The organism is Mesorhizobium sp. M0174, assembly GCF_040322275.1.
In the GTDB taxonomy this organism is placed as follows: domain Bacteria; phylum Pseudomonadota; class Alphaproteobacteria; order Rhizobiales; family Rhizobiaceae; genus Mesorhizobium.
In genome coordinates this window covers 27212-47957 of the sequence record NZ_JAMYTB010000002.1, presented here as the reverse complement: position 1 = coordinate 47957, position 20746 = coordinate 27212, and the positions used below count along the sequence as shown (strand labels likewise).

23 protein-coding genes and 1 pseudogene are annotated in these 20746 nt (G+C 62.6%); 19 read left to right on the top strand and 5 right to left on the bottom strand.

The features are described from left to right. Positions 1–6 precede the first annotated feature (6 nt). The gene (locus NKJ13_RS03680) at positions 7–1053 is read left to right on the top strand and encodes a UDP-glucuronic acid decarboxylase family protein (RefSeq protein WP_352701920.1); all 1047 of its coding nucleotides are present in this window, start codon (positions 7–9) and stop codon (positions 1051–1053) included. 243 nt (positions 1054–1296) lie between these two features. Here the strand turns inward: NKJ13_RS03680 and NKJ13_RS03675 are convergent, their stop codons facing one another. Next, the gene (locus NKJ13_RS03675) at positions 1297–3117 is read right to left on the bottom strand and encodes a hypothetical protein (protein WP_352737245.1); all 1821 of its coding nucleotides are present in this window, start codon (positions 3115–3117) and stop codon (positions 1297–1299) included. A gap of 158 nt (positions 3118–3275) precedes the next feature. On the opposite strand from NKJ13_RS03675, the gene NKJ13_RS03670 reads away from it, so the two are divergent. From NKJ13_RS03670 to NKJ13_RS03620, 11 genes and pseudogenes are all read left to right on the top strand, one after another. Continuing rightward, positions 3276–4379 carry an inositol-3-phosphate synthase gene (locus tag NKJ13_RS03670; RefSeq protein WP_352505425.1) on the top strand — a complete coding sequence of 368 codons (1104 nt, stop codon included), beginning with the start codon at positions 3276–3278 and terminating at the stop codon, positions 4377–4379. Then, entirely contained in the window at positions 4376–4972 is a 597-nt protein-coding gene (locus tag NKJ13_RS03665; RefSeq protein ID WP_352737246.1) for a histidine phosphatase family protein, read from the top strand. The genes NKJ13_RS03670 and NKJ13_RS03665 overlap by 4 nt, the downstream gene beginning before the upstream one ends. Before the next feature lie 15 nt (positions 4973–4987). Next, positions 4988–6091, top strand: a complete 1104-nt coding sequence (locus NKJ13_RS03660) for a CgeB family protein (RefSeq protein ID WP_352701929.1) — start codon at positions 4988–4990, stop codon at positions 6089–6091. Further along, on the top strand, positions 6091–6891 hold the full coding sequence (locus NKJ13_RS03655; protein ID WP_352737247.1) for a nucleotidyltransferase family protein: 801 nt from the start codon (positions 6091–6093) through the stop codon (positions 6889–6891). Before NKJ13_RS03660 ends, NKJ13_RS03655 begins: the two co-directional genes overlap by 1 nt. A gap of 2 nt (positions 6892–6893) precedes the next feature. Further along, a complete protein-coding gene (locus tag NKJ13_RS03650) occupies positions 6894–7655 on the top strand; it encodes a TIGR04290 family methyltransferase (protein ID WP_352737248.1) in 762 nt (253 codons plus the stop codon). Next, positions 7648–8580: a glycoside hydrolase 5 family protein gene (locus tag NKJ13_RS03645; RefSeq protein ID WP_352505431.1), complete on the top strand. Its 933-nt coding sequence runs from the start codon at positions 7648–7650 to the stop codon at positions 8578–8580. Before NKJ13_RS03650 ends, NKJ13_RS03645 begins: the two co-directional genes overlap by 8 nt. A 20-nt stretch (positions 8581–8600) precedes the next feature. Then, positions 8601–9665 carry a glycosyltransferase family 4 protein gene (locus NKJ13_RS03640; protein ID WP_352688578.1) on the top strand — a complete coding sequence of 355 codons (1065 nt, stop codon included), beginning with the start codon at positions 8601–8603 and terminating at the stop codon, positions 9663–9665. Between the two features lie 7 nt (positions 9666–9672). Continuing rightward, on the top strand, positions 9673–10662 hold the full coding sequence (locus NKJ13_RS03635; protein WP_352505433.1) for a GNAT family N-acetyltransferase: 990 nt from the start codon (positions 9673–9675) through the stop codon (positions 10660–10662). Then, positions 10659–11426 (top strand): annotated as a pseudogene (locus NKJ13_RS03630) (class I SAM-dependent methyltransferase); the annotation flags it as partial. The gene NKJ13_RS03635 and the pseudogene NKJ13_RS03630, both read left to right, overlap by 4 nt. 222 nt (positions 11427–11648) lie before the next feature. Then, on the top strand, positions 11649–11867 hold the full coding sequence (locus NKJ13_RS03625; protein WP_023676213.1) for a hypothetical protein: 219 nt from the start codon (positions 11649–11651) through the stop codon (positions 11865–11867). A 179-nt stretch (positions 11868–12046) separates the two neighbouring features. Further along, positions 12047–12223, top strand: coding sequence for a hypothetical protein (locus tag NKJ13_RS03620; protein ID WP_254818813.1), 177 nt, complete (start codon positions 12047–12049; stop codon positions 12221–12223). An 11-nt stretch (positions 12224–12234) separates the two neighbouring features. Here NKJ13_RS03620 and NKJ13_RS03615 read toward each other — a convergent pair whose 3' ends face one another. Further along, the gene (locus tag NKJ13_RS03615) at positions 12235–12819 is read right to left on the bottom strand and encodes a sigma-70 family RNA polymerase sigma factor (protein ID WP_502899790.1); all 585 of its coding nucleotides are present in this window, start codon (positions 12817–12819) and stop codon (positions 12235–12237) included. A 295-nt stretch (positions 12820–13114) separates the two neighbouring features. Between NKJ13_RS03615 and NKJ13_RS03610 the strand changes: the two genes are divergently transcribed. The 3 genes from NKJ13_RS03610 (at position 13115) to NKJ13_RS03600 (ending at position 14113) form a co-directional block, all read left to right on the top strand. After that, entirely contained in the window at positions 13115–13318 is a 204-nt protein-coding gene (locus tag NKJ13_RS03610) for a hypothetical protein (protein WP_254818814.1), read from the top strand. Positions 13319–13436: 118 nt separating this feature from the next. After that, positions 13437–13784: a DUF982 domain-containing protein gene (locus NKJ13_RS03605; protein ID WP_254818815.1), complete on the top strand. Its 348-nt coding sequence runs from the start codon at positions 13437–13439 to the stop codon at positions 13782–13784. A 32-nt stretch (positions 13785–13816) separates the two neighbouring features. Continuing rightward, the gene (locus tag NKJ13_RS03600) at positions 13817–14113 is read left to right on the top strand and encodes a DUF982 domain-containing protein (RefSeq protein WP_352701937.1); all 297 of its coding nucleotides are present in this window, start codon (positions 13817–13819) and stop codon (positions 14111–14113) included. 32 nt (positions 14114–14145) lie between these two features. On the opposite strand, the gene NKJ13_RS03595 is transcribed toward NKJ13_RS03600, so the two are convergent. The 3 genes from NKJ13_RS03595 to NKJ13_RS03585 form a co-directional block, all read right to left on the bottom strand. Next, entirely contained in the window at positions 14146–14643 is a 498-nt protein-coding gene (locus NKJ13_RS03595) for a hypothetical protein (protein WP_352505436.1), read from the bottom strand. Positions 14644–14725: 82 nt separating this feature from the next. Continuing rightward, entirely contained in the window at positions 14726–15361 is a 636-nt protein-coding gene (locus NKJ13_RS03590; RefSeq protein ID WP_352505437.1) for a LysE family translocator, read from the bottom strand. Positions 15362–15642: 281 nt separating this feature from the next. Next, a complete protein-coding gene (locus NKJ13_RS03585; RefSeq protein WP_352612097.1) occupies positions 15643–16473 on the bottom strand; it encodes an SIR2 family NAD-dependent protein deacylase in 831 nt (276 codons plus the stop codon). Positions 16474–16688: 215 nt separating this feature from the next. Between NKJ13_RS03585 and NKJ13_RS03580 the strand changes: the two genes are divergently transcribed. From NKJ13_RS03580 to NKJ13_RS03565, 4 genes are all read left to right on the top strand, one after another. Beyond that, positions 16689–17468 carry a heme-binding protein gene (locus tag NKJ13_RS03580; RefSeq protein ID WP_352612095.1) on the top strand — a complete coding sequence of 260 codons (780 nt, stop codon included), beginning with the start codon at positions 16689–16691 and terminating at the stop codon, positions 17466–17468. Between the two features lie 104 nt (positions 17469–17572). Continuing rightward, positions 17573–19330 carry a methanol/ethanol family PQQ-dependent dehydrogenase gene (locus tag NKJ13_RS03575; protein WP_352612696.1) on the top strand — a complete coding sequence of 586 codons (1758 nt, stop codon included), beginning with the start codon at positions 17573–17575 and terminating at the stop codon, positions 19328–19330. Continuing rightward, on the top strand, positions 19311–20180 hold the full coding sequence (locus NKJ13_RS03570) for a substrate-binding domain-containing protein (protein ID WP_352751138.1): 870 nt from the start codon (positions 19311–19313) through the stop codon (positions 20178–20180). The genes NKJ13_RS03575 and NKJ13_RS03570 overlap by 20 nt, the downstream gene beginning before the upstream one ends. After that, entirely contained in the window at positions 20177–20710 is a 534-nt protein-coding gene (locus NKJ13_RS03565) for a c-type cytochrome (protein WP_254818823.1), read from the top strand. Before NKJ13_RS03570 ends, NKJ13_RS03565 begins: the two co-directional genes overlap by 4 nt. The last annotated feature ends 36 nt before the right edge of the window (positions 20711–20746 follow it).

Genomic DNA, 20746 nt, shown 5'->3' with positions numbered 1-20746 from the left:
ATAGAGATGCAGCTATCAAGAAAGGCGCAACGGACCAAGACCGTGCTTGTCGCCGGCGGCGCCGGCTTCCTCGGTTCGCATCTTTGCGAGACAATGCTCCAGGCCGGCTGGCGCGTGATCTGCGTCGACAATTTCCTTACCGGCCGCATGGAGAACATAGCATCGATCGCCGATCGTCCGGATTTTCGGCTGATCAAGCAAGACATTTGCCGGCCGTTGGAGCCTGGCGAACCGGTGGATCGCATCTTCAACATGGCATGCGCGGCCTCGCCGCCGCGTTACCAGGCCGACCCGGTCCACACGACGCGGACTTGTGTCATCGGGACGCTCAATCTGCTGGAGCTTGCCGCCCGTAGTGGCGCCCGCTTCCTGCAGGCGTCCACCAGCGAGATCTATGGCGATCCCGAACAGCATCCGCAGAAGGAAGACTATGTCGGCCACGTGAACTGCATCGGCCCCCGCGCCTGCTATGACGAAGGCAAGCGCACCGCCGAGACCCTATGCTTCGATTATCTGAGAATGGGAAAAGCCGATATCCGTGTCGCGCGCATCTTCAACACCTATGGTCCCAGGATGGACCCTGCGGACGGACGGATCGTTTCCAATCTGATCATGCAGGCACTCGAGAGACGGCCGCTGACGATATTCGGCGACGGGCTGCAGACGAGGTCGTTCTGCTACGTTTCCGATCTGGTCGACGGCTTGATCCGGTTGATGGAGGTCGATCCCAATCCACGCAAGCCGGTCAATCTGGGCAATCCGGGGGAGTTCACCATCCTGCAACTGGCGAGCCTGGTGAGAGGCATGACCGCAACCAAATCGGACGTGAAATTCCTGCCGCTGCCGCAAGACGATCCTCGTCGTCGGCAACCCGATATTTCCCGCGCAAGGAAGCTTCTCGGCTGGTCGCCAAAAGTGCCGCTCAGGCAAGGTTTGATGCACACGATCGGCTATTTTGCCGAGCTTGAGACGGCGCAGATGATCGACAGAAGACGTCAAATTGCCGCCACCGTACGTTCTGCCTCAGGCCGGCTGCAAAACCTGCCGGCCTGAGGCGGGGAGCGTCTGGCCGCTGCATGATCGCGCGGTCGTTTCGGATTTGGTCACTTTTTCTCGTCGCGGGAACAACCCGTCCAGCTTCTGGTTCTGCCAAGGTACCGGCATGGAGACGATTGTGCATCCGAAGCGATCCGCCAAAGACATCGAGCAAATGGCCGCAAAGGAGACGGCTGCCTTCCTGCGGCGCGCCTCCATCACCTATCTGGAATGTTGCGTGAGCCTGATGATGACGCATCTTCAGCGCGAGGAGGTAGTCGCCATCCTCGAAAAGGAAGCGGATATGCTTCGCCGGCTGGACTGATCCTGGTCGAAGGGCCGCAGCTCCCCTTGGTTCTCCAGGAAACGAAGCAACATCGAGGTATAACGTCTTGCCGCGGCCGCCAGCCGGATCTGTTCCCGATCATCGCCAGATCGTGCAGCCATGCTCCACAAGCCAAGCTGGAACGCAAGATAGCAGGGCTCATAGTAGTGGACCAGATTGGCATCGACGGGACGGGAGGCTCTCGCTTCCACGGCCTTGCAAAGCGCCCCAGTCGCCGGGTCGGAGAGGCTGTACTCGACACGGGCGCCGGCAATGTCCCAGGCGATGTTCTGGCAGCCGATCAGATCGTGCGATCGGCAATGATCGAGGGCGTCCGTCTTGACCAGCGTTCCACTGCGCGAAAGGATGAACTCCCACGGGTGAAGCCGCCCGTCGATCTCGACCCGCTGCATGGTCTTGGGTGGAGCCTGTTTCGAGAACCAGGTCTGCAGCTCCGCCGCGCGGCCTTCGCCCAGCGCCTCACTTGTATTCCGCACGGCCATGTCCGCAAGCGCCTCCAGCCAGGCACCTGGCTCCGAGGCGGGCAGATTGGCTGCGCGCCAGGCGAGATAGCCCGCCAGGTGAGCGACCAATTTTTCTTTCGAAAGCGTTGCCCGGTCCAGCGTTGTGCCGTCGATCCAGCGTTCGACCAGAAAGCCATGGCACAGCCCGGCGACTTCCGGGCCAAAGCCTGCGTCGTGCAGCCTCCTGGCGGTCTCGGCCTTGTGCATTCCGATTTCACCGAGGCCGACGAATTTGACCGACCATTTTTCCCGGCCCGCGGAAGCGAGGAACTTCCGCCGCTCGAAGCCGCGATGAACGGGCGGCCAATGATCCTGCGAGCCATAATGCAAGCGACGCCACTCTCCGGCGGATATTTCCATCAGGCTGACCGCTGTGCGGCCGATCATTCTAGCCACCCAATCCCGCAGCGCCCCAGCGGGGAAAGTCCGTTCGAAATCCGCGGTGTGTTTTTGGCACACCGTCCATGCCTCACGGATGTCCGCCGATGTCTCGGGGCCCGGGCCACGCAAATGACTTGGGAACAGATGGATGCGCCTGGTATCGATGCCCAGCGCTTGTAGCCATGCGACGACGGCATGGAACGAGCTGCCGGACAGACCCGGGCCCTCATCGACGATGGCAAAGCGGGCCGATGGCTTCGTCATCCAGCCGCCGATCAGCTCCGGATCGGCGGCAAGCCGCCTGCGAAACGGATGGCCGGTCGGACGGACGCTGACGGGTGCTGGCGCGCCGATGGCTGCAGCCACCATCGCTGCAAGCCCCAGGCCGATGCTGCGGATGCCGATTACGCATGTGTTCGCATCGAGACCCGACTGCCGCGCGGCGACGAAATAGCTCTCCGGATAAAGCCCGTAATGAGCGTAGCCCTCAGCCGCGCCGGTCAGAATGTCGCCATCGCATTCGAGTTCGGCCAACATTCGCGGCACTTCGGCATCGACCGGGCCGTCGACGGCGAATCCGGCCCTCCACGATCTGCCCACGTCCCGGGCCAAGCCGACCAGGAGATTTGCGCCCGCGATCCGTTGTGGAGAATTCCTGTCCGTGCCCTTGGCCTCGAATTCCGCGTCGGCAAGGCCCTGGACCAATTCCGAGACCTTGATGAACAGGCCGACCAGGGCTGCGTGCCGTCCGATCCCGCTTGGCATGTCCGCGATGTGCCCGGCCGCGTCGCGAGCCGAGGCGCGAACATATCGCGCGCTCTCAGTTTGCTTGTGGTCGCCATAGACGATCATTGTCCGTCCCGGTTGGCCTCATCCCCCGCTGCACAACTCGGCCGACGCTACTTTGATCCACCGTCGGTTGCACGATTTTTACAGCCGGCAAGGAACAATCCGGGAGGAAGGCGGTTTGGCACGAAGAACTTACCTTCAACAGCATAGGCAGCGGTTTCGTGGGATCGAAGAAAGTTCGGATCGGAATAGTCGGCGTGGGCAACTGCGCCTCCTCCCTTGTTCAGGGCATCACCTATTACCGCGACGCAAGGAGCAATGAGCCCATACCCGGGCTGATGCATGCCGATCTTGGCGGCTACCATGTCAAGGACATCGAGGTGGTCTGCGCTTTCGACGTCGCCAAGGGCAAGGTCGGACGTGATGTGGCAGACGCGATCTACAGCGCGCCCAACAATACTTTCCGCTTTGCCAATGTTGCACCTACCGGCGTTCGCGTCGAACGCGGACCGACGCTGGACGGCATCGGCAAATATCTGCGCGACGAGATCGAGGAGGCCGACGAGCCGGTCGCCAATGTCGGCAACATCCTCGCCGAAAGCGGCGCCGAGATCCTGGTGTCCTATCTGCCTGTCGGTTCGGAGGAGGCAACACGCTTTTATGCCGAGTGCGCGCTCGAGGCGGGCTGCGCCTTCGTCAACTGCATACCAGTCTTCATCGCCTCGCGGCCGGAGTGGCGCCGGCGCTTCGAGCAGCACGGGCTGCCGCTGATCGGCGACGACATCAAGAGCCAGGTCGGTGCGACGATCGTCCACCGGCTGCTCGCCAACCTGTTCCGTGAGCGCGGCGTGCGCATCGATCGCACCTACCAGCTCAATTTCGGCGGCAACACCGACTTCCTCAACATGCTGGAACGCGAGCGGCTGGAATCAAAGAAGATCTCAAAGACGCAATCCGTCACCAGCCAGATCGACGTTCCCCTGGAGCCCGGCAACATTCACGTCGGGCCGAGCGACCATGTCCCATGGCTGACCGACCGCAAGTGGGCCTATATCCGGGTCGAAGGCACGACCTTCGGCGGCGTGCCGCTGAATGCCGAGCTCAAGCTGGAAGTGTGGGATTCGCCCAATTCGGCCGGCGTCGTCATCGATGCGGTGCGTTGCGCCAAGCTGGCGCTCGACCGCGGCATCGCGGGCGCGCTGACCGGCCCCTGCAGCTATTTCATGAAATCGCCGCCCGAGCAGTTCACCGACGCGGAAGCCCGCCAGCGCACACTCTCTTTCATCGCTGGCAAGGACGAGCCGATGCTCGATGCGGCGGAATGACGACGACGTTTTTTCTGGTGCGCCACGCCGCGCATGACAATGTCGGCTGTTATCTTGCCGGGCGGATGGCCGGCGTTTGCCTCGGCGAGGCCGGCAGGGCACAGGCCTCGCATCTGGCTGACCGTATGGCACGCGAGCCGGTAGCGGCAATCTTCTGCAGCCCGCGCGAACGCACGCAGGAGACTGCCAATCCGATGGCGCTTGCCTGCAATGCCGGTGAAATCGTGATCCGCGAGGAACTCGATGAGATCGACTTCGGCACCTGGTCGGGAAAGACCTTCGAGGAGCTGAACAAGGATGCCGACTGGCGAGCGTGGAACGACCAGCGTCAGCAGGCGAGAACGCCGAGCGGCGAGACCATGCTGGACGTGCAGCAACGCGTCGTCTTGCTGATCGAACAGGTCCGCGGCACCTACCAGAACCAGTCCGTTGCACTGGTCAGCCATGCCGACGTCATCAAGGCCGCGGTGTGCAAAGTGCTCGGCCTGTCGCTGGGGAACTGCTTTCGCTTCGATATCGACCCAGCGTCGATCACCACAGTTGTTTGGGGGGACTGGGGGTCGAAGCTGATCAGACTCAACGAAGCTGCCTGACGAGGAATTTGCCGGATGCGCATGGTCATTTTCGGTCTTACCGTGACATCGTCGTGGGGCAACGGCCACGCCACGCTGTGGCGCGGATTGATCCGGGCGATGGCCGGGCTGGGCTGGTCCATCACCTTCTTCGAACGCAACACTCCCTATTATGCCGGTACACGCGATCTCGACCAGTTGGATGGCGGCAACCTTGTCCTTTACCCGGATTGGGAGGACATCCAGCGCGTTGCCGAGCAGGCGATGAAAGAGGCCGATGTCGTCATCGTCACCTCCTATTGCCCCGATGCCGTGAGCGCGTCGCGCCTTGCTCACCAGGCCTGTCGCGGGCTGAAGGTCTTCTACGATCTGGACACGCCGGTGACGCTGGCGCGGATCGAACAAGGCGAGCCTCCGGCCTATTTCGGGCCGGAAGGGCTTCGCGATTTCGATCTCGTGCTGAGCTACACGGGAGGAACCGCGATCGACGCATTGAGGTCGACGCTGGGTGCACGCCGCGTCATGCCGCTCTACGGCCATGTCGATCCAGAGCGACACCGGCCCGCCCCGCCCAGGCCGGAGTTTGCCGGCGACCTGTCCTATCTTGGAACCTATGCGGCAGACCGCCAGGCCGGGGTCGAGAGGTTGCTGGTCAGCCCGGCTGCGCGCCTGCCGGATCACCGTTTCATTATTGGCGGCGCACAATATCCGCAGGAATTCCCGTGGAGCGACAATATCTTCTTCGTCCGGCATCTGCCGCCGGCCGACCACCCCGCCTTCTTTTCATCATCACGAATGACCCTGAACGTGACCCGCGAGGCGATGGCCGAACGGGGCTGGTGTCCTTCCGGCCGGCTGTTCGAAGCCGCCGCTTGCGGGGCTGCGATGGTGAGCGACACATGGCCCGGACTGGAGGCCTTTTTCCGGCCCGGTGAAGAGATCGTCGTGGCCAACAGCACCGACGACGTGGTCGCGGCGCTCGACCTGTCCGACGCCGAGCTTGACGCGATTCGCCGCCGTGCGCGCGAGCGGGTGCTGGACGAACACACCTCGGCGCGGCGCGCGAAGGAATTCGACCGCATCCTGTCCGATGCACTGCACGGCTCCACGCATGGCGAGCCGTTGAAGGAGGCAGTTTGATGTTGGGCATCGTGCCCGCAGCCGGACGGGGAAGCCGCATCCAGCCGCTCGGCTTTTCGAAGGAGCTTCTGCCGGTCGGCAGCCGCATCGACGGCAACACCGAGCGGCCTTGCGCGGTCAGCGAATACCTGGTGCGCCGCATGGTGCGCGCTGGGGCCGACAAGATCTGTTTCGTCATCGGCTCGGGTAAGTCGGATATCCTGGAATATTATTCTGCCGGCTATGCCGATGCGGCCGCGCTGTTTGTGGTGCAGCCCTCTCCGGTCGGCCTTTGCGACGCCATCTTCCGCGCCGCGCCGCTCGTCGCAGCCGACGAGACCGTTCTGGTCGGGTTGCCCGACACGATCTGGTTTCCCGAAGACGGGTTCCTGGCCCTCCCGGACGACGGCCTGTCCTTCCTGCTGTTTCCGGTGGACCAGCCGGAGTTCTTCGATGCCGTCATTGTCGACGAGGACGGCCGGGTGAAGCAAATCCAGGTCAAGCAACAGAATGCCGCGTCGAACTGGATCTGGGGTGCGTTCAAGATGCCCGGCCGCACCCTTCATCAGCTCGCCGCGCTGTGGCGGGAACGGGACCGGTGCGACGAATATATCGGCACGCTGGTCAACGCCTATCTCGCCGCCGGTGGCCAAGCCTATGGCATCAAGGCTGGCACCGCCTATGTCGACGTCGGCACCTTCAACGGTTACCGCACCGCATTGCGGCTGCTTGAAAGCGCCGCCGGTACCAAGGACGACCAAGCCGCCATTACGCTGCCCGGCCACCAGCACGTCCCTATCCTCGCAGGCGAAGGAGGCTAGCCATGCTGCATTCCGATGCCGAGATCCGCCGCCGTATCGATGCGCTCGGCCCATGGTTCCACAATATGGAGCTGGCCGGCATCGAAACCGCTCCCGACCATTTCCTTGGCAATTATCCGCTGATCAAATGGCGCAAATTCGCCGGCGCGATTCCCGCCGATCTTTCCGGTAAGGCGGTGCTCGACATAGGCTGCAATGCGGGTTTCTACTCGATCGAGATGAAACGTCGCGGCGCCGGCCGCGTGCTAGGCATCGACTTCGATGAAGCTTACCTGGCGCAGGCGCGCTTTGCCGCCGAGGTCGCAGACTGCGACATCGAATTCCGGCAGCTCTCGGTCTACGACGTTGGCGCCCTGCATGAGCGGTTCGACATCGTGCTGTTCATGGGCGTGCTCTACCATTTGCGCCATCCTCTGCTCGCACTCGATCTGATCCGGGAGCACGTCGCCGACGACCTGATGATCTTCCAGTCGATGCAACGCGGCAGCACCAACGTGCCGGCGCTCGAGCAGAACTATCATTTCTGGACCCACGACCTTTTCGACCGGCCGGAATTCCCAAAGCTGCATTTCATCGAGCATCGTTACGCCGACGACCCGACCAACTGGTGGATTCCCAATCGCGCCTGCACCGAAGCCATGCTTCGCAGCGCCGGCTTCAAGATCGTGCTGCAACCGGAACAGGAGGTCTATTTCTGCCGCACCGCCGACGTGCCGGCCGGCGGCGGCGCCGTCTACCCGTCGAAAGGACAGATAAATGATTGAAGCCGCGATGATCTGGAACGAGCCCAACAACAAATCCCACTGGGATCCCGAGCTCGACCCCGACTGGAGCCGCTTCGCCGCTACGGCAATCCTGGCCGCCGACGCGATCGCGGCGGAGAATCCCGCCTTGACCAAGGTGCTGGGCGGCATCTCGCCGATCGATGCCGGCTTCATGACCCGGATGAAGGAATTCGGCGTGCTCGATCACGTCGACGCGGTCGCCGTACACGGCTTTCCGCTCGACTGGAACCTCTGGCAGATCCACGAATGGCCGCAGAAGGTCGGCGAGATCTCGGCTGTCACCGATCTTCCGGTATGGGTCAGCGAGGTCGGCGTGTCGACCTTCGGCGCCGAGGAGGTACAGGTCTGGGGCCTGCGCCGGACCGCGGAATTGCTGATCGGCAACGCACCGCGCATCCAATGGTACAGCCTCTACGACCTGCCGCGCGAGTGGGAAGCGACGACGCGCCATCGCGAGGCGGAAGGCTCGTCTTACTATCGCCATTTCTACATGGGCCTGCTTCGCCAGGACGGCACGCCAAAGCCCGCGCTCGAGGAGTTCCTGCACCACACGCCGGCATTAGGACTGGTGCAGTGGTTCCATTTCGAAGATCACCGGCTTGATGACGCCGTTGCCTGGATGAAACGCCTCGGCGTCACCAATCTGCGTACCGGACTTTCCTGGGCCGACAGCTTCAGGCCGAACGCGCTTGACTGGTTCGACCGGCAGATGGAGGCGTTGGCCGACTTCGACGTTACCGTTACTTTCTGCTTCACGCCGGAGCATCGCGGAATGATGCCGCACCACAGCAGTCCGCCGCTGGTGCCGGAGGAATTCGCCGAGTTCTGCGCGGCAATGACGCGCCGCTATGCCGGCAGCATCGCTGCCCCCTCCGTCGGCAGGCTACGCGCCTCCGCGGCGTGAGGAGCTTCGGCTCTCCCGCCATGACGCTCACCGTCCTCAACGTCGCCTATCCCCTCGCCCCGGTCGGGCCGGATGCGGTCGGTGGTGCCGAGCAGGTGCTGTCGATGCTCGACCAGGCGCTCGTACAGGCCGGACACCGCTCGATCGTGATCGGTTGCCAGGGCTCGAGCGCTGCGGGCACTCTCATCGAGACGCCGGCCGAACCGGGCGTGCTCGATGAAGCGGCGAAGCGCCGGGCGCAGCGTGCTCATCGCGCTGCAATCGCTACCGCACGCGCTCGCTGGCCAATCGACGTGGTTCATTTGCACGGCATCGATTTCGACGCCTATCTGCCGGGCGACGGGCCGACATTGGTGACCCTGCACTTGCCGCTCGACTGGTATCCGGCCGACGCTCTCAATCCGACACGGGAGGATCTGTGGCTGCATGCGGTATCAGCGGCTCAGCAAAGAACCGCGCCGCCGGGAGCCAGGCTCATCGAACCGATCCCGAACGGAGTGGACATCGACGCGCTCAGCGAGCGGCAGGCCAAGCGCGACTTTGCCCTCGTGCTCAGCCGCGTCTGCCCGGAAAAGGGCATCCATCTGGCGCTGGACGCAGCCAAGAAGGCCGGTGTGCCGTTGGTCATCGGCGGCAAAGTCTACCCTTACGAAACCCACACCGCGTATTTTGGCGACGAGGTCGAACCTCGGCTGGACGACCGGCGCCGCTTCCTTGGTCCGGTCGGCTTTGTCGCCAAGCGGCACCTGCTGAACACAGCCCGATGCCTGGTCATCCCGAGCCTCGCCGCGGAAACCAGTTCGCTCGTGGCCATGGAGGCGCTCGCCTGCGGCACACCCGTGGTGGCCTTCCCGAATGGCGCACTGCCGGATGTGGTTGAGCACGGCAAGACCGGGTATCTGGTCGGGGATGTCGACGAGATGGCGCAAGCCATCCTTGCCGCGGCCGGCCTGGATCCCGAGACCTGCCGGGCCGAGGCGCGGCGGCGCTTTTCACTCGACCGCATGGTTTCCTCCTACATGGACGCCTATCGGGCGCTGGCACGGCTCGGCACAGACAGCGGGCAGCTCGCGACGGCGAAGTGAGCGGGACATGCTCCGCGGTGAGATCATCGACGATCCGGCCGGCCTCGAAGCCCTTGAGCCACACTGGTGGGAACTCTGGTCGCGCAGTCCCTCGGCGACGCCGTTCCAGTCTCCCGCATGGTTACTGCCATGGTGGCGGACATTCGCTCCCGGCGAGCTAGCGACCGTCGCCGTTTGGAGTGGCGACGATCTGGTCGGCCTGGCGCCACTCTATCTGGAACGCCAGGACGCCGGCGCGCGGCTGCTTCCGCTCGGCATTTCGTTGAGCGACTATCTGGACGTCCTTTGTATTCCCGAAACCGCCGAACCGGTCGCCGTCGCCATCGCCGACACGGTTCTTTCCCTCGGCTGGTCGCAGTGGATCTTGCAGGACCTGCCTCCCGGCGGCGCCGGCCTTGCCATCAGGCATGCCGCGCTCGAATCGTGCCAAGCCGTCAGTCATGCCGCTTGCCCGGTGCTCGCTCTCGTCGGCGACCAGACGCTTCAAGGCTGTGTTCCGGCGCGGCGGAGGCGCCAATTGCGCCGCGCCCTCGGGGCCGCGTCGAGACGCGGCAGGGTCTCCATCGAACCCGCTTTGTCCGATCCGCAGACATTCCTCGATCACCTGATCCGCCTTCACCGCGCGCGCTGGGCCGGACACGGCGACGGGGTTCTGTCCGATTCCCGCGTGGAAGCATTCCACCGTCAGGCGCTGCCGAAACTGGTCGCACAAGTGCTTGCCCGATGCTGGCTCATCACCATCGGTGACGTGATCGTGGGCGCCTATTACGGGTTCCATCATCGGGGCCGCGCTTACGCTTATCTCGGTGGCTTCGATCCGGCCTATGCCGATGAAAGTCCCGGCGCGCTGCTCATCGGCCAGGCGATAAGGCAGGCGATCTGCGAAGGCGCGGAAGAGTTCGATTTTCTGCGCGGACAAGAGGCCTACAAATACAGCTGGGGCGCCGTCGACCGGTGGACGATGCGCAAGATCTGGACGCGGAGCAAAGGGCGATGAGCGCGACCCAGCCAGGACCTCGGCGGTCGACATCAGCAAGGCGGGTGCTGGAGGACTGCATGGCAGACGGTGCCGGCGTCGAAGCCGTCATCGCCAGGCTGGCTCTCCGTTTCGAGACAGGAATCGAACCCGCAGAACTGGCGAAGATTGCACAAAACACGCATTCGGCCGATCCGCGAAAGACGGCAAAATTACAACGGATCGCGGACCTGCTTCAGCGCAGGCCTGAGATCTTCGCCACGCTGCGCAAAATAGGTGCTGCCGTTCGGCACGAGCGTGGCGGTGGCGAGACCGATGATGCGGTCGTCAAGCGGCTGGCGGCCGGGTTTGACGCGGCGGCGGCGATCTCCCCGGCGGCGAGCGTCCAGCTGTCATCGCTGGGCAATGAGGAAAACCTCGCGGCCGCTACGGCTGAGATCGTTACATGGCTGGAGAGGCGAGGCTTTACCGGTACCGACCGCGACATACTAGATATCGGCTGTGGCATCGGTCGGTTCGAACAGGTGCTCTCTGCTCTATCGCACCGGATCGTCGGCAGCGATATATCCCCGGCGATGATCTCGATCGCCCGCCGGCGATGCGCCGGGCTCGGCAATGTAGAATTCCGCCCTACCCGCGGTTTCGACCTTGCCGATTTTCGCGATGCCAGCTTCGACCGCGTGCTGGCCGTCGACAGCTTTCCCTATCTGGTGCTGGCCGGCCTCGCGGAACGACATTTTGTGGAAATCGCACGCGTGCTGAAGAGGCCAGGCATGGCCGTGCTTTTGAATTATTCATATCGCGGATCGCCGGCGCTGGATCGCGCCGATGTCCATAAGTTCGCCAACGCAAATGGCATGCAAGTTGTCGTCGACGGCGAAAAGCCGTTCCGGCACTGGGATGGCGATGCCTTCCTGCTTACGATTTCCGGCGGAACATTGCGGCCCAACGCAGGTTCGGATGCCGAACGAGAAAAGCCGCTATTCGACAGCAGGAAGGAGGACGAGATGGCGTCCGGCAGCAAGAAGCACATCGGTCGCGGCAGTCACGGCAAAGGCGCCGGCGCTGGCGCGATGACCGATCTTCCCAAGGACAAGATCGGAGAGAACGCCGTTCTGTCCAACAGAGACAAGAAGCAGCACACCAAGGAGCGTGGGCTCGACGGCAATCGGGTTAAATCGGAGCAGTACCAGGATCATTCAGCGGATCGGCGGCCTGAAGACTGATCGTTGCGGCAGCATATGGCTTGCAGCCGGTGAGCAATTGAAACGCAGCGAGAGCCCAACCGCTGACGAAGCTGTGCAAGGACCGAAGCCGGTCGCATGGATGGCCTGCAAATTCTTGCAAACTCGCACTGTTGCCACCAGAGTGAGATGAAGGGACCAACATTTGCCAAGAGAACGCGATGTCTCGCGCAAGGGAAGATTCCGTCGGCACGCGCGCCGATCTGACGATAGACCGGGAAATCGCTTCCTTGCTTGCGGCAATCGAGCAGGAAAGGGTTCCTGACCGGCTGACCAAACTTGCGATCGAATTGCAGCATGCGCTTGTCGAAAGACGCTTGCGCGGAACCAGTAACTAACGTGACATATATTAGCGGCGCCTCTCGGCGTCGAAGTCCAGTTGTCCTTCGGACAGATAGCTGCGCCTTTCCATCAGGGTTTGCGAGGAACTTTCGCCTAGGTATTCAAGCACGCCGGCGCGGGCCCTGTTGAGCCGGCTCTTCACGGTTCCCACCGCGCAACCGCATATTTCGGCGGTTTCCTCATAGCTGACGCCCAGCACGCCTATTAGCATCAGAACCTCGCGCTGATGCTCGGGAAGGCTCTGGATGGCCTGGTGGACTTCCTTGCCCTGTACGGACCATTCCTGCGTCGCTTCCGAGATCGGCCGCAGCGAAGCGCAGTCGAGCAGGCCGGGCGCTTCCCTCACGGCGGCCCTGACACGCGTGTAGTAGGTGTTGCGCATGATCGTGAAGAGCCATGACTTCATGCGCGTTCCAGCTTCGAACTTGTCAATGTTGGCCAGGCCCTTGGTCAGCGTCTCCTGGACCAGGTCGTCGGCATCATCGGGAGTGCGGCAGAAGGTGCGGGCGAAAGCCCTCAAAGCGGGTATGAGGTCGACGATGGAAACTTCTTCGGCTTCGCGGGTCGCCAAGGCGTAGGCTGTGGGTGGCAATGGTTCAGCTCCCGTCCAGAATGAGTTCGCGAGCGCAGACCAGTTAAATGCATTGGGCGAAAGATCGTTCCGGTTGCGAAAATCACCCCGCTCCAGAAAACCGGAGAGGGCTTGGCTGAGCAATCCCGGCCGACGGCGATATTTTTGACGGAACAACCATCGGGATCGCGGAGTTCAAAATCAAGGTCGTCCGACAATTCGGGCGCCGCCATTTGGCGCGTCGAAATGCGATTCGCAGCGAGCCTTGGCCGCGACCTCAAGGGCGGCCTGCCACCTCAAGAAACAGGAGGAGTCCATGACAGGAAACAAGCACGCCAAAGGCAAAACGCCGGCCGATAGCGATCTTGCCAACGATCCCGGCATCGGCAGTTCCAGGGGCACGATCAAGGAGGGCGACCGGCTCGATCAGGGCACCAATACGTTCGAAGGCGATGTCGAGAACGACACCACGCCGCAAGGCGGTATCAATCCTCGGCAAAAGATGCGGACCAACAAGTGACCGGCCGCGCACGATCGAACAAACCTGCTGCAACCCGTGCAGCAATCCCGCGTTAAAGAGCATGAGCCTCGGGTCCGCCCCGGGCGTTGATGCGACAGGCTCTTTCGCGGAGACACAGATGACAAAAAAATTGTTTGGCCGCCCGGTTCCAATTCTCGTCGGCCTTGGTTTCCCTCGCTATGTCGAAAATATCTGGCAGGCCTATGACGTCTTAAATGAATGGCCGAGCCGCGGTCCGGCGCACAAGGCGGCGTTCGACGCCTGTCGCGCCGGGCTGGCTGACGAGGTCGACGTCGAGACGGTGCGTGCGGCGTTCGATAAATTCGCCCGCAAGGCGGGCATTCTGGCCTACGATATCGCAGCCGAAACACCAGCACGCGCCAAAACAGCTGCGAAGGCCTACGACGTTTGGCTGAAACGCCCGTCGGACAGTCGTGTAGACCCTGAAGACACGCAGCTTGCTTGAAGCGACACCTTGCTTGAACCGGGAGGAATCCGGTGCAGAGAATAGAGTTCGATACACCTGTTTGCATCTATTTCGGCAAGCCTGGGCGATCGCGATTGGTCAGTTCCGTTTTCGAAGCAGTACATTGCCTGAAAAGCGAGAAATGGCCGGCGCGCAATGCCCCACTGGCGCTGGCGGCCGCTGATGTATTGAATCGCGCCCGAACCGGTGAAATTACGGCCGGCAAAGCGCGGCAAGCGTTTGTCGACGCCGCGTGGGAGGCAAACATTCTTGTCGAAGGCGAGTCGCATGACGGGCATGCCCCGACAGCACAGCGGGTAAACCTGTAGGTGTCTCCCGCAGTTCCGTCCAAAGCCCGGCTTTATCTCGAGTGATTGGCGTTCTCGGCCTTTTTCTCGCGCTGCTGCCTGAGGATTTCGTCGGTTCCGACGAGCTTCTTCGATCCGCCCGGGATCGCGGTGGAGACGACCGCCGGCGGGTCGCTTGCCGGGAAGGAATCTTCCAGGCCTGCCTGCAACTGGTCTTCCAGCGTTTGCGGCTCTTCAGAGCGGCCGGGGGTCCTTCGGGTATCTACGCTCTCCAGGGGCTGTGTCATGTCCGGTGAAGACCTGACTTCTCGAATCCAGCCATAGAGCTGTTCGATGGCAAATTCCTTCATCGTGTCGAAATCGGCCTTTTCGTCACGCAATGCCTCGATTTGGTCGACCATGGTCTTCTCGAAACGTTCGAGGCTATCGCTTCCGCAAGCCCGGCAGAGACGCACCAGCGCCTCGCGCAGTATGAGTGGCGCAAAGTGCGCCGTTGCCTCAAGCCTGAGCTGCTGCAAACGCTCCGGGGTAGCGGCTTGGAACTTCGACATGCTCGACCTCTTCGCCTTGTGGAGCAAGTCAACGAAAATTGTCGGCGGATGTTCCATCGGCGGCCGCTGCATCGCTCGATCCTCAGCGGTGCGCGCCACCACCGACCGCCATGCGGATACCGAGACCGACGACGAAACAGCCTGCCACCCGCTGCTGCCAGAGCCTTACCTTCGGTCGTTTCATAATCCAGGCCCCGAGCGTGCCGGATGCGAGTGCATATGTGCCCAGCACCAGCACACCGGTCATTTTCTGGGTGCCACCGAGCAGCAGCAATTGCAGCGTGACCGATCCGCGAGCAGGATCGACGAACTGCGGAAGGAATGCCACCATAAAGGTTATCGGCCAAGGATTTATCAGATTGGCGATCATTCCTTCGCGTGCGGCCACAAGCGGTCCGACATTGCGCGGCTCCTCGACGGCGGCGCTGGCTGACGGCAACAGCACCAGACGCGATCCAAGCCAAACGAGATAGGCTGCACCCGCCCAGCGAAGCATGGCAAAGGCAAACGGCGATGCCTGAAGCAGCGACGATATGCCGAGGGCAAGGAGCGGCAGCTGGACCATACCGGCGCCGAGGGTCATTCCGAGGACGGTGAACAGGGCAATATCACGGCCCTGCCCGATGCCGCGCGCAATCACCAGCAGACTGTCGGGCCCCGGCGGCATCTGCATCAGGATGACCGTTCCGACAAAAGCCGTCCACGAAGCGGAATCCACGCCGCTACTTCGCCCCGGTTTCGCAAGATGCCTTCGCGCTGTCCTTCAACCGGCCGGCATCTCGCATCGTCTTGAGTGCTTCGTCCCTCGTCAGGCCGCACCTGCGGGCAAAAAAATCGATCTCATAGGCCAACTCGGCCGACAGGTCGTGTTTGGCATGCATTCTTCGCTTGTGTTTGCGTGCGCCCATTCAGGCTCGGTCCCGGATACGCTAGTCCTCCCGAACTCACATCGGATCAGTCGGTTCCACTGCCGGACCAATCCGCTTTCCGCAGGTTTTCTCACGCGCTGTCTGGCCGGCCCACCCTATCCTTGAGTTCGTTCAGGAACGCGAGCAGCGCGTCCTCAGGATCGTCGGCCTCTTCGGTCAGCATATCGATGCCCCAGTGGCCAAGAACAGCCTCCTGGACGATGCTCGGCTGCGACATGAAGATGAAGGATTTCGGGCGGCTCTTCTCGTAGCCCGACCGCCGCCAGGTCTGCCAAAGCCTGTGCAACAGCAGACGGATGTTCATATCAGACATGCTGTAGCCGATGAACAGGAGGGTGCGCCCCAGTGCGTCGGCGCGAAACTTCACGTCGAGCGGCGAATCGAACGAAAGCCGGTCGAAATAGTCGGTCTCCGCCAGGACCAGCGATTTGTCGTCGTCGAAATCGCCGTGGAATTTGATAATCTGCGTCACCTCGCCGGTCGTCTTGGGCAAGTCCTTTGCGTTGGCCACCTTCACAAAGGGCCGGCCATGAATCTCGAAGGCAACCTCGAGGTTGCGATCATAATTGGTGGTGTAGATGATCGGAAAATCGAGCGATACGATGAGCTTGTGGATTGCCGACCGCTGCACTTCTTCCCGCGAGACGCTCCATTCACGATCCATCCAACTGCGCAAAGGGCCGAGGCTCCCCTGCTTCAGCCGGTAATATTCGGCAAGCGCCTGATAGCTGGCCTCCGGTGCGCCGATCATGTCCTCGTCAAGGCCGAGCTCGTTTTGCATGTGTTCGATGAGCTTTTGCCAAGACGGCAAGCCGACGCTCATCGACACCCCGGCTCCAACGAACAAGATAGCTCGTCGCTCTTTCACCGATTGAGCCAGTTGCTCGACTGCGGACAGCATTCGACACAACTGCCAGAAGTGCTGCTCTGTTCCGACGGCGCCTGGACCATCGCAAGAATAACTCCGATTTCCGGTTGAGTGCCAACACCCAGATCGGCTGTCCCGAGTTCCGGTCGCCCGAGTTTGTCCGACCGAATCCGATATTTATTTCGTTCCCTTTGGCACTTCTGCGCCTCCTACGCGTTGGAGAGTGTTCAACAAAGACGGCGCAGCTAATGGATCGCCATCGGATTGTCTCGGTAGCATTATGTCTGTTCCTGCTTACGATCGGCGCCGTCCAGCAAAAGGCTTGGGCTCAAGCACCTTGCCCGGCCGACCATGACAAGTTGCTGGCCGCCCTCAAGGCCAACGTCAAATCCAGCGGCGGTCCCGGCAATGGCGGCTTCGACACTAATGAATGGGCGGCAGTCGTGGCTCGCGACGGAACTGTCTGCGCCGTCGCCTTCAGTGGGCCTACCGCCGACGCCCAGTGGCCTGGCAGCCGGCTGATCGCCGCCGAAAAAGCCAATACCGCCAACGGGCTCAGCCTCGCCCACATGGCGTTGTCCACCGCGAACCTCTATGCGCCGGTGCAGCCCGGCGGTCCTCTATTCGGCCTGCAGGCCACCAATCCGGTCAATCCAGCGGTGGCCTATGCCGGCGATCCTTCGACGTTTGGAAGCTCCAGCGATCCATTGCTGGGAAAGCCTATCGGCGGTGTCGTCGTGTTTGGCGGCGGCCTGGCTCTCTACGACGGCAAGGGGATCGTCGGGGCCCTCGGGATAAGCGGCGATTCCCCCTGTGCCGACCACAATGTCGCCTGGCGTGTGCGCGCCGCGCTCGGGCTGGACAAGGTACCGGCAGGCGTCAACCCAAACCGCAAGGACGCTATCATTTTCGACCTCGATCCCGGCGGCAAGAGCGCCTCCGGCTGGGGCCATCCATTGTGTGCCGGAAGCGAGGCGGACGTGGCGGCGGAGCTTGGCGCCGGGGTCGGCGGCTCGATACGCAAATGAGGAAAGGGCGACAAGTGGCGGCGAAAACTCGTGTGTCAGCCAAAGGCGGAAACAGGCCAATGGCTGCGAGGCTGGGATGGACGCTGCTGGCGGGGTTTGCACTGATGACGGCGGCGGTTGCTCAGTCTTTATCAGGCCCTGCGATAAATCCGCCGGCCGCGGCTGCTCCGCCCGACGACGGCCAGTGGGCGATGCCGGCAAAGAACTACGCCTCGACCCGCTACAGCGAACTTGCGGAGATCACCGAAGACAACATCAAAAACCTGCAGGTGGCCTTCACCTTCTCGACCGGCGTCAACAAGGGCCAGGAGGCTGCGCCTCTGGTCGTCGGCAACACGATGTACATCGTGACGCCGTTTCCCAACATCCTCTATGCGCTTGACCTTACCAAGCCCGGCGCGCCGATGAAGTGGAAATTCGAGCCCAATCCCGAGCCCGCCGCGCAGGGCGTTGCCTGTTGCGACGTGGTCAACCGTGGTGCGGCCTTCTTCGACGGGCACATCTATTTCAACACGCTCGATGGTCATGCCATCGCCGTCGATGCGGCCACCGGCAAACCGGTCTGGAACACCCATATCGGCAACATCAATATCGGCGAGACCATCACCATGGCGCCGCTGGTGGTGAAGGGGAAGGTACTGGTCGGCAATTCCGGCGGCGAAATGGGCGTACGCGGCTGGATCAAGGCGCTCGACGCCGGCGACGGGCACGTCGTCTGGACGGCCTACAATACCGGCCCGGACGCCGACGTGCTGATCGGCCCCGATTTCAAGCCGCATTACGACATGGACAAGGGCAAGGATCTCGGGGTGACATCGTGGCCGCCCGACGCCTGGAAGATCGGCGGCGGCAATGTGTGGGGCTGGATTTCCTATGACCCGGACCTCAACCTGATCTTCCACGGCACCGGAAATCCCGGTCCGTGGAATCCGGATCTGCGGCCCGGCGACAACAAATGGACCGCCGGCATCTTTGCCCGCGATCCCGACACCGGCGCAGCAAAATGGTTTTATCAATGGACCCCGCACGATTTGCACGACTACGACGGCATCAACGAACAGGTGCTGCTCGACATGACCTGGCAGGGCAAGCCCCGCAAGGTGCTGGTCCGACCGGAACGCAACGGCTACGTCTATCTGTTGGACCGCACTACGGGCGAAGTACTGTCGGCAGTGCCGTTCGGGCCTGTCAATTCCAGCAAGGGCGTCGACCTGAAGACCGGCCGGCTGATTGTAAATCCGGACAAGAAGACCGGCACCGGCAAGGTCGTCCGCGACATCTGTCCCACCGCATCGGGTCTCAAGGACTGGCAACCTTCGGCGTTCTCGCCCAAGACCGGCCTGCTCTACATCCCGCATAATAACATGTGCATGGACGAAGAAGGCGTCGAGGTGAATTACATCGCCGGCACGCCCTATGTCGGCATGAACGTGCGCATGATTCCCGGGCCGGGCGGCAATCGCGGTGCATTTACTGCCTGGGATGTCGCCGCCGCCAAGCCGGCGTGGAGCCTGAAGGAGAACTTTCCGGTGTGGAGCGGCGCGGTCGCCACCGCCGGCAACGTCGTATTCTATGGCACGATGGAAGGCTGGTTCAAGGCGGTCAGCGCCAGGACCGGCGAACTGCTTTGGCAGTTCAAGACGTCGTCCGGCATCATCGGCCAGCCGATCACCTATCGCGGCCCGGACGGGCACCAATATGTTGCGGTTCTTTCGGGCGTCGGCGGCTGGGCCGGTGCGATCGTATCCGGCGATCTCGACCCGCGCGACGCCACCGCTGCGCTCGGCTTCGTCAACGTCATGAAGGATCTGAAGGATGTAACCACGGCGGGAGGTACGCTGTATGTGTTCCGGCTGCCTTGAGACGATCGGCCGCGTTATGTGCTCACGGAAAACGCGTTCGCGGCGGCTTGCCGCCGCGGTTGGCGCACTGGCGCTCTCGCTTGTGGCCGCCGTTGCCGATGCGCGCGAGTTGAGGATCTGCGCAGATCCCAACAACATGCCGTTCTCCAATGCCGCCCGGGAAGGCTTTGAAAACAAGATTGCCGAACTCGTCGCCCGGGAGCTGGGTGCGACTGTTTCCTACACGTGGTGGGCACAGCGGCGCGGCTTCGTCCGCAACACGCTGAAAGCCGGCCTGTGCGATCTGGTGCCCGGCACGCCCACCAATCTCGAGATGCTGCGCACCACCGCGCCCTACTACCGGTCTTCCTACGTCTTCGTGACACGCAGAGATGCGCCGGAAATCGCGTCCTTCAACGATCCTCGCCTGCGCGATCTGCACATCGGCGTCCAGCTGATCGGCGACGACGGCGCCAACTCGCCACCCGTCCAGGCGCTCGGCAGTCGCGGCATCGTCGGCCATCTCGTCGGTTTCCCCGTCTATGGCGACTATTCGGCGCCAAACCCGCCAGCGCGCATCATTGAGGCGGTCGCGAATGGCGACATCGATATGGCCGTCGTCTGGGGGCCGTTGGCCGGCTACTTCGGTGCCAGGCAAAAAGTACCGTTGCGGATTACGCCGGTTACACCGCGAATCGACGGTCCGCTGCTGCCGATGATCTACGACATTTCGATGGGCGTGCGCCACGACGACGATGCGCTGCGCAGCGAGGTAGACGCAGCGCTCGCCAAACACCGCGCCGAGATCGATGCAATCCTGGCGGCATATGACGTGCCTCGCCTCGACGTCGCCGGGGCGGCAGCGCGATGAACCGCGGCCTTCCATGCGTGCTGTCGGCGATGCTCGTTCTTGCCGCTTGCCAGCGTGAGGAACGCGACACGCGTCCACAGTCGGCGCTCGGCTCGGGCGACCAACCGGCAGCCGTCACGGCCCTCGAGCCGGGCGGGCAGCGGCCAGCCTCGTCCAACAACAAGGCCGGAGTGTTCGAGGCCAACGCGTTCCACCTCAGCGAGGGCAAGCGTCTGTTCAACTGGTTCAACTGTTCCGGCTGCCATGCCAATGGCGGTGGCGGCATGGGCCCGGCGCTCATGGATCAGAAGTGGCTCTATGGCAGCTCGATCGAAAGCATCCACGCCACGATCAGGGACGGGCGGCCAAACGGCATGCCGAGCTTTCGGGACAAGATCCCGGACGACCAGATCTGGGAGCTTGCCGCCTTCGTCCGCGCGTTGAGCGGCAACGCGCCAAAATCGGCTGCGCCGAGCCGCGACGACGACATGATGCCCCATCCGTCCGAAAATCGCCTGCCGGATGCCGCGACTCTGGGGAAGTCGCCGTGAACCGCCTTGTTTGCAGCGTGTGCTGCGGCGCAGCCT

What these genes read in the sequence shown, in the direction of transcription:
- NKJ13_RS03680 (WP_352701920.1), top strand. Translation starts at nt 7, where the DNA reads ATGCAGCTATCAAGAAAGGCGCAACGGACCAAGACCGTGCTTGTCGCC.
- NKJ13_RS03675 (WP_352737245.1), bottom strand. Translation starts at nt 3,117, where the DNA reads ATGATCGTCTATGGCGACCACAAGCAAACTGAGAGCGCGCGATATGTT.
- NKJ13_RS03665 (WP_352737246.1), top strand. Translation starts at nt 4,376, where the DNA reads ATGACGACGACGTTTTTTCTGGTGCGCCACGCCGCGCATGACAATGTC.
- NKJ13_RS03660 (WP_352701929.1), top strand. Translation starts at nt 4,988, where the DNA reads ATGCGCATGGTCATTTTCGGTCTTACCGTGACATCGTCGTGGGGCAAC.
- NKJ13_RS03655 (WP_352737247.1), top strand. Translation starts at nt 6,091, where the DNA reads ATGTTGGGCATCGTGCCCGCAGCCGGACGGGGAAGCCGCATCCAGCCG.
- NKJ13_RS03650 (WP_352737248.1), top strand. Translation starts at nt 6,894, where the DNA reads ATGCTGCATTCCGATGCCGAGATCCGCCGCCGTATCGATGCGCTCGGC.
- NKJ13_RS03645 (WP_352505431.1), top strand. Translation starts at nt 7,648, where the DNA reads ATGATTGAAGCCGCGATGATCTGGAACGAGCCCAACAACAAATCCCAC.
- NKJ13_RS03640 (WP_352688578.1), top strand. Translation starts at nt 8,601, where the DNA reads ATGACGCTCACCGTCCTCAACGTCGCCTATCCCCTCGCCCCGGTCGGG.
- NKJ13_RS03635 (WP_352505433.1), top strand. Translation starts at nt 9,673, where the DNA reads ATGCTCCGCGGTGAGATCATCGACGATCCGGCCGGCCTCGAAGCCCTT.
- NKJ13_RS03625 (WP_023676213.1), top strand. Translation starts at nt 11,649, where the DNA reads ATGGCGTCCGGCAGCAAGAAGCACATCGGTCGCGGCAGTCACGGCAAA.
- NKJ13_RS03620 (WP_254818813.1), top strand. Translation starts at nt 12,047, where the DNA reads ATGTCTCGCGCAAGGGAAGATTCCGTCGGCACGCGCGCCGATCTGACG.
- NKJ13_RS03610 (WP_254818814.1), top strand. Translation starts at nt 13,115, where the DNA reads ATGACAGGAAACAAGCACGCCAAAGGCAAAACGCCGGCCGATAGCGAT.
- NKJ13_RS03605 (WP_254818815.1), top strand. Translation starts at nt 13,437, where the DNA reads ATGACAAAAAAATTGTTTGGCCGCCCGGTTCCAATTCTCGTCGGCCTT.
- NKJ13_RS03595 (WP_352505436.1), bottom strand. Translation starts at nt 14,643, where the DNA reads ATGTCGAAGTTCCAAGCCGCTACCCCGGAGCGTTTGCAGCAGCTCAGG.
- NKJ13_RS03585 (WP_352612097.1), bottom strand. Translation starts at nt 16,473, where the DNA reads ATGCTGTCCGCAGTCGAGCAACTGGCTCAATCGGTGAAAGAGCGACGA.
- NKJ13_RS03580 (WP_352612095.1), top strand. Translation starts at nt 16,689, where the DNA reads ATGGATCGCCATCGGATTGTCTCGGTAGCATTATGTCTGTTCCTGCTT.
- NKJ13_RS03575 (WP_352612696.1), top strand. Translation starts at nt 17,573, where the DNA reads ATGACGGCGGCGGTTGCTCAGTCTTTATCAGGCCCTGCGATAAATCCG.
- NKJ13_RS03570 (WP_352751138.1), top strand. Translation starts at nt 19,311, where the DNA reads ATGTGTTCCGGCTGCCTTGAGACGATCGGCCGCGTTATGTGCTCACGG.
- NKJ13_RS03565 (WP_254818823.1), top strand. Translation starts at nt 20,177, where the DNA reads ATGAACCGCGGCCTTCCATGCGTGCTGTCGGCGATGCTCGTTCTTGCC.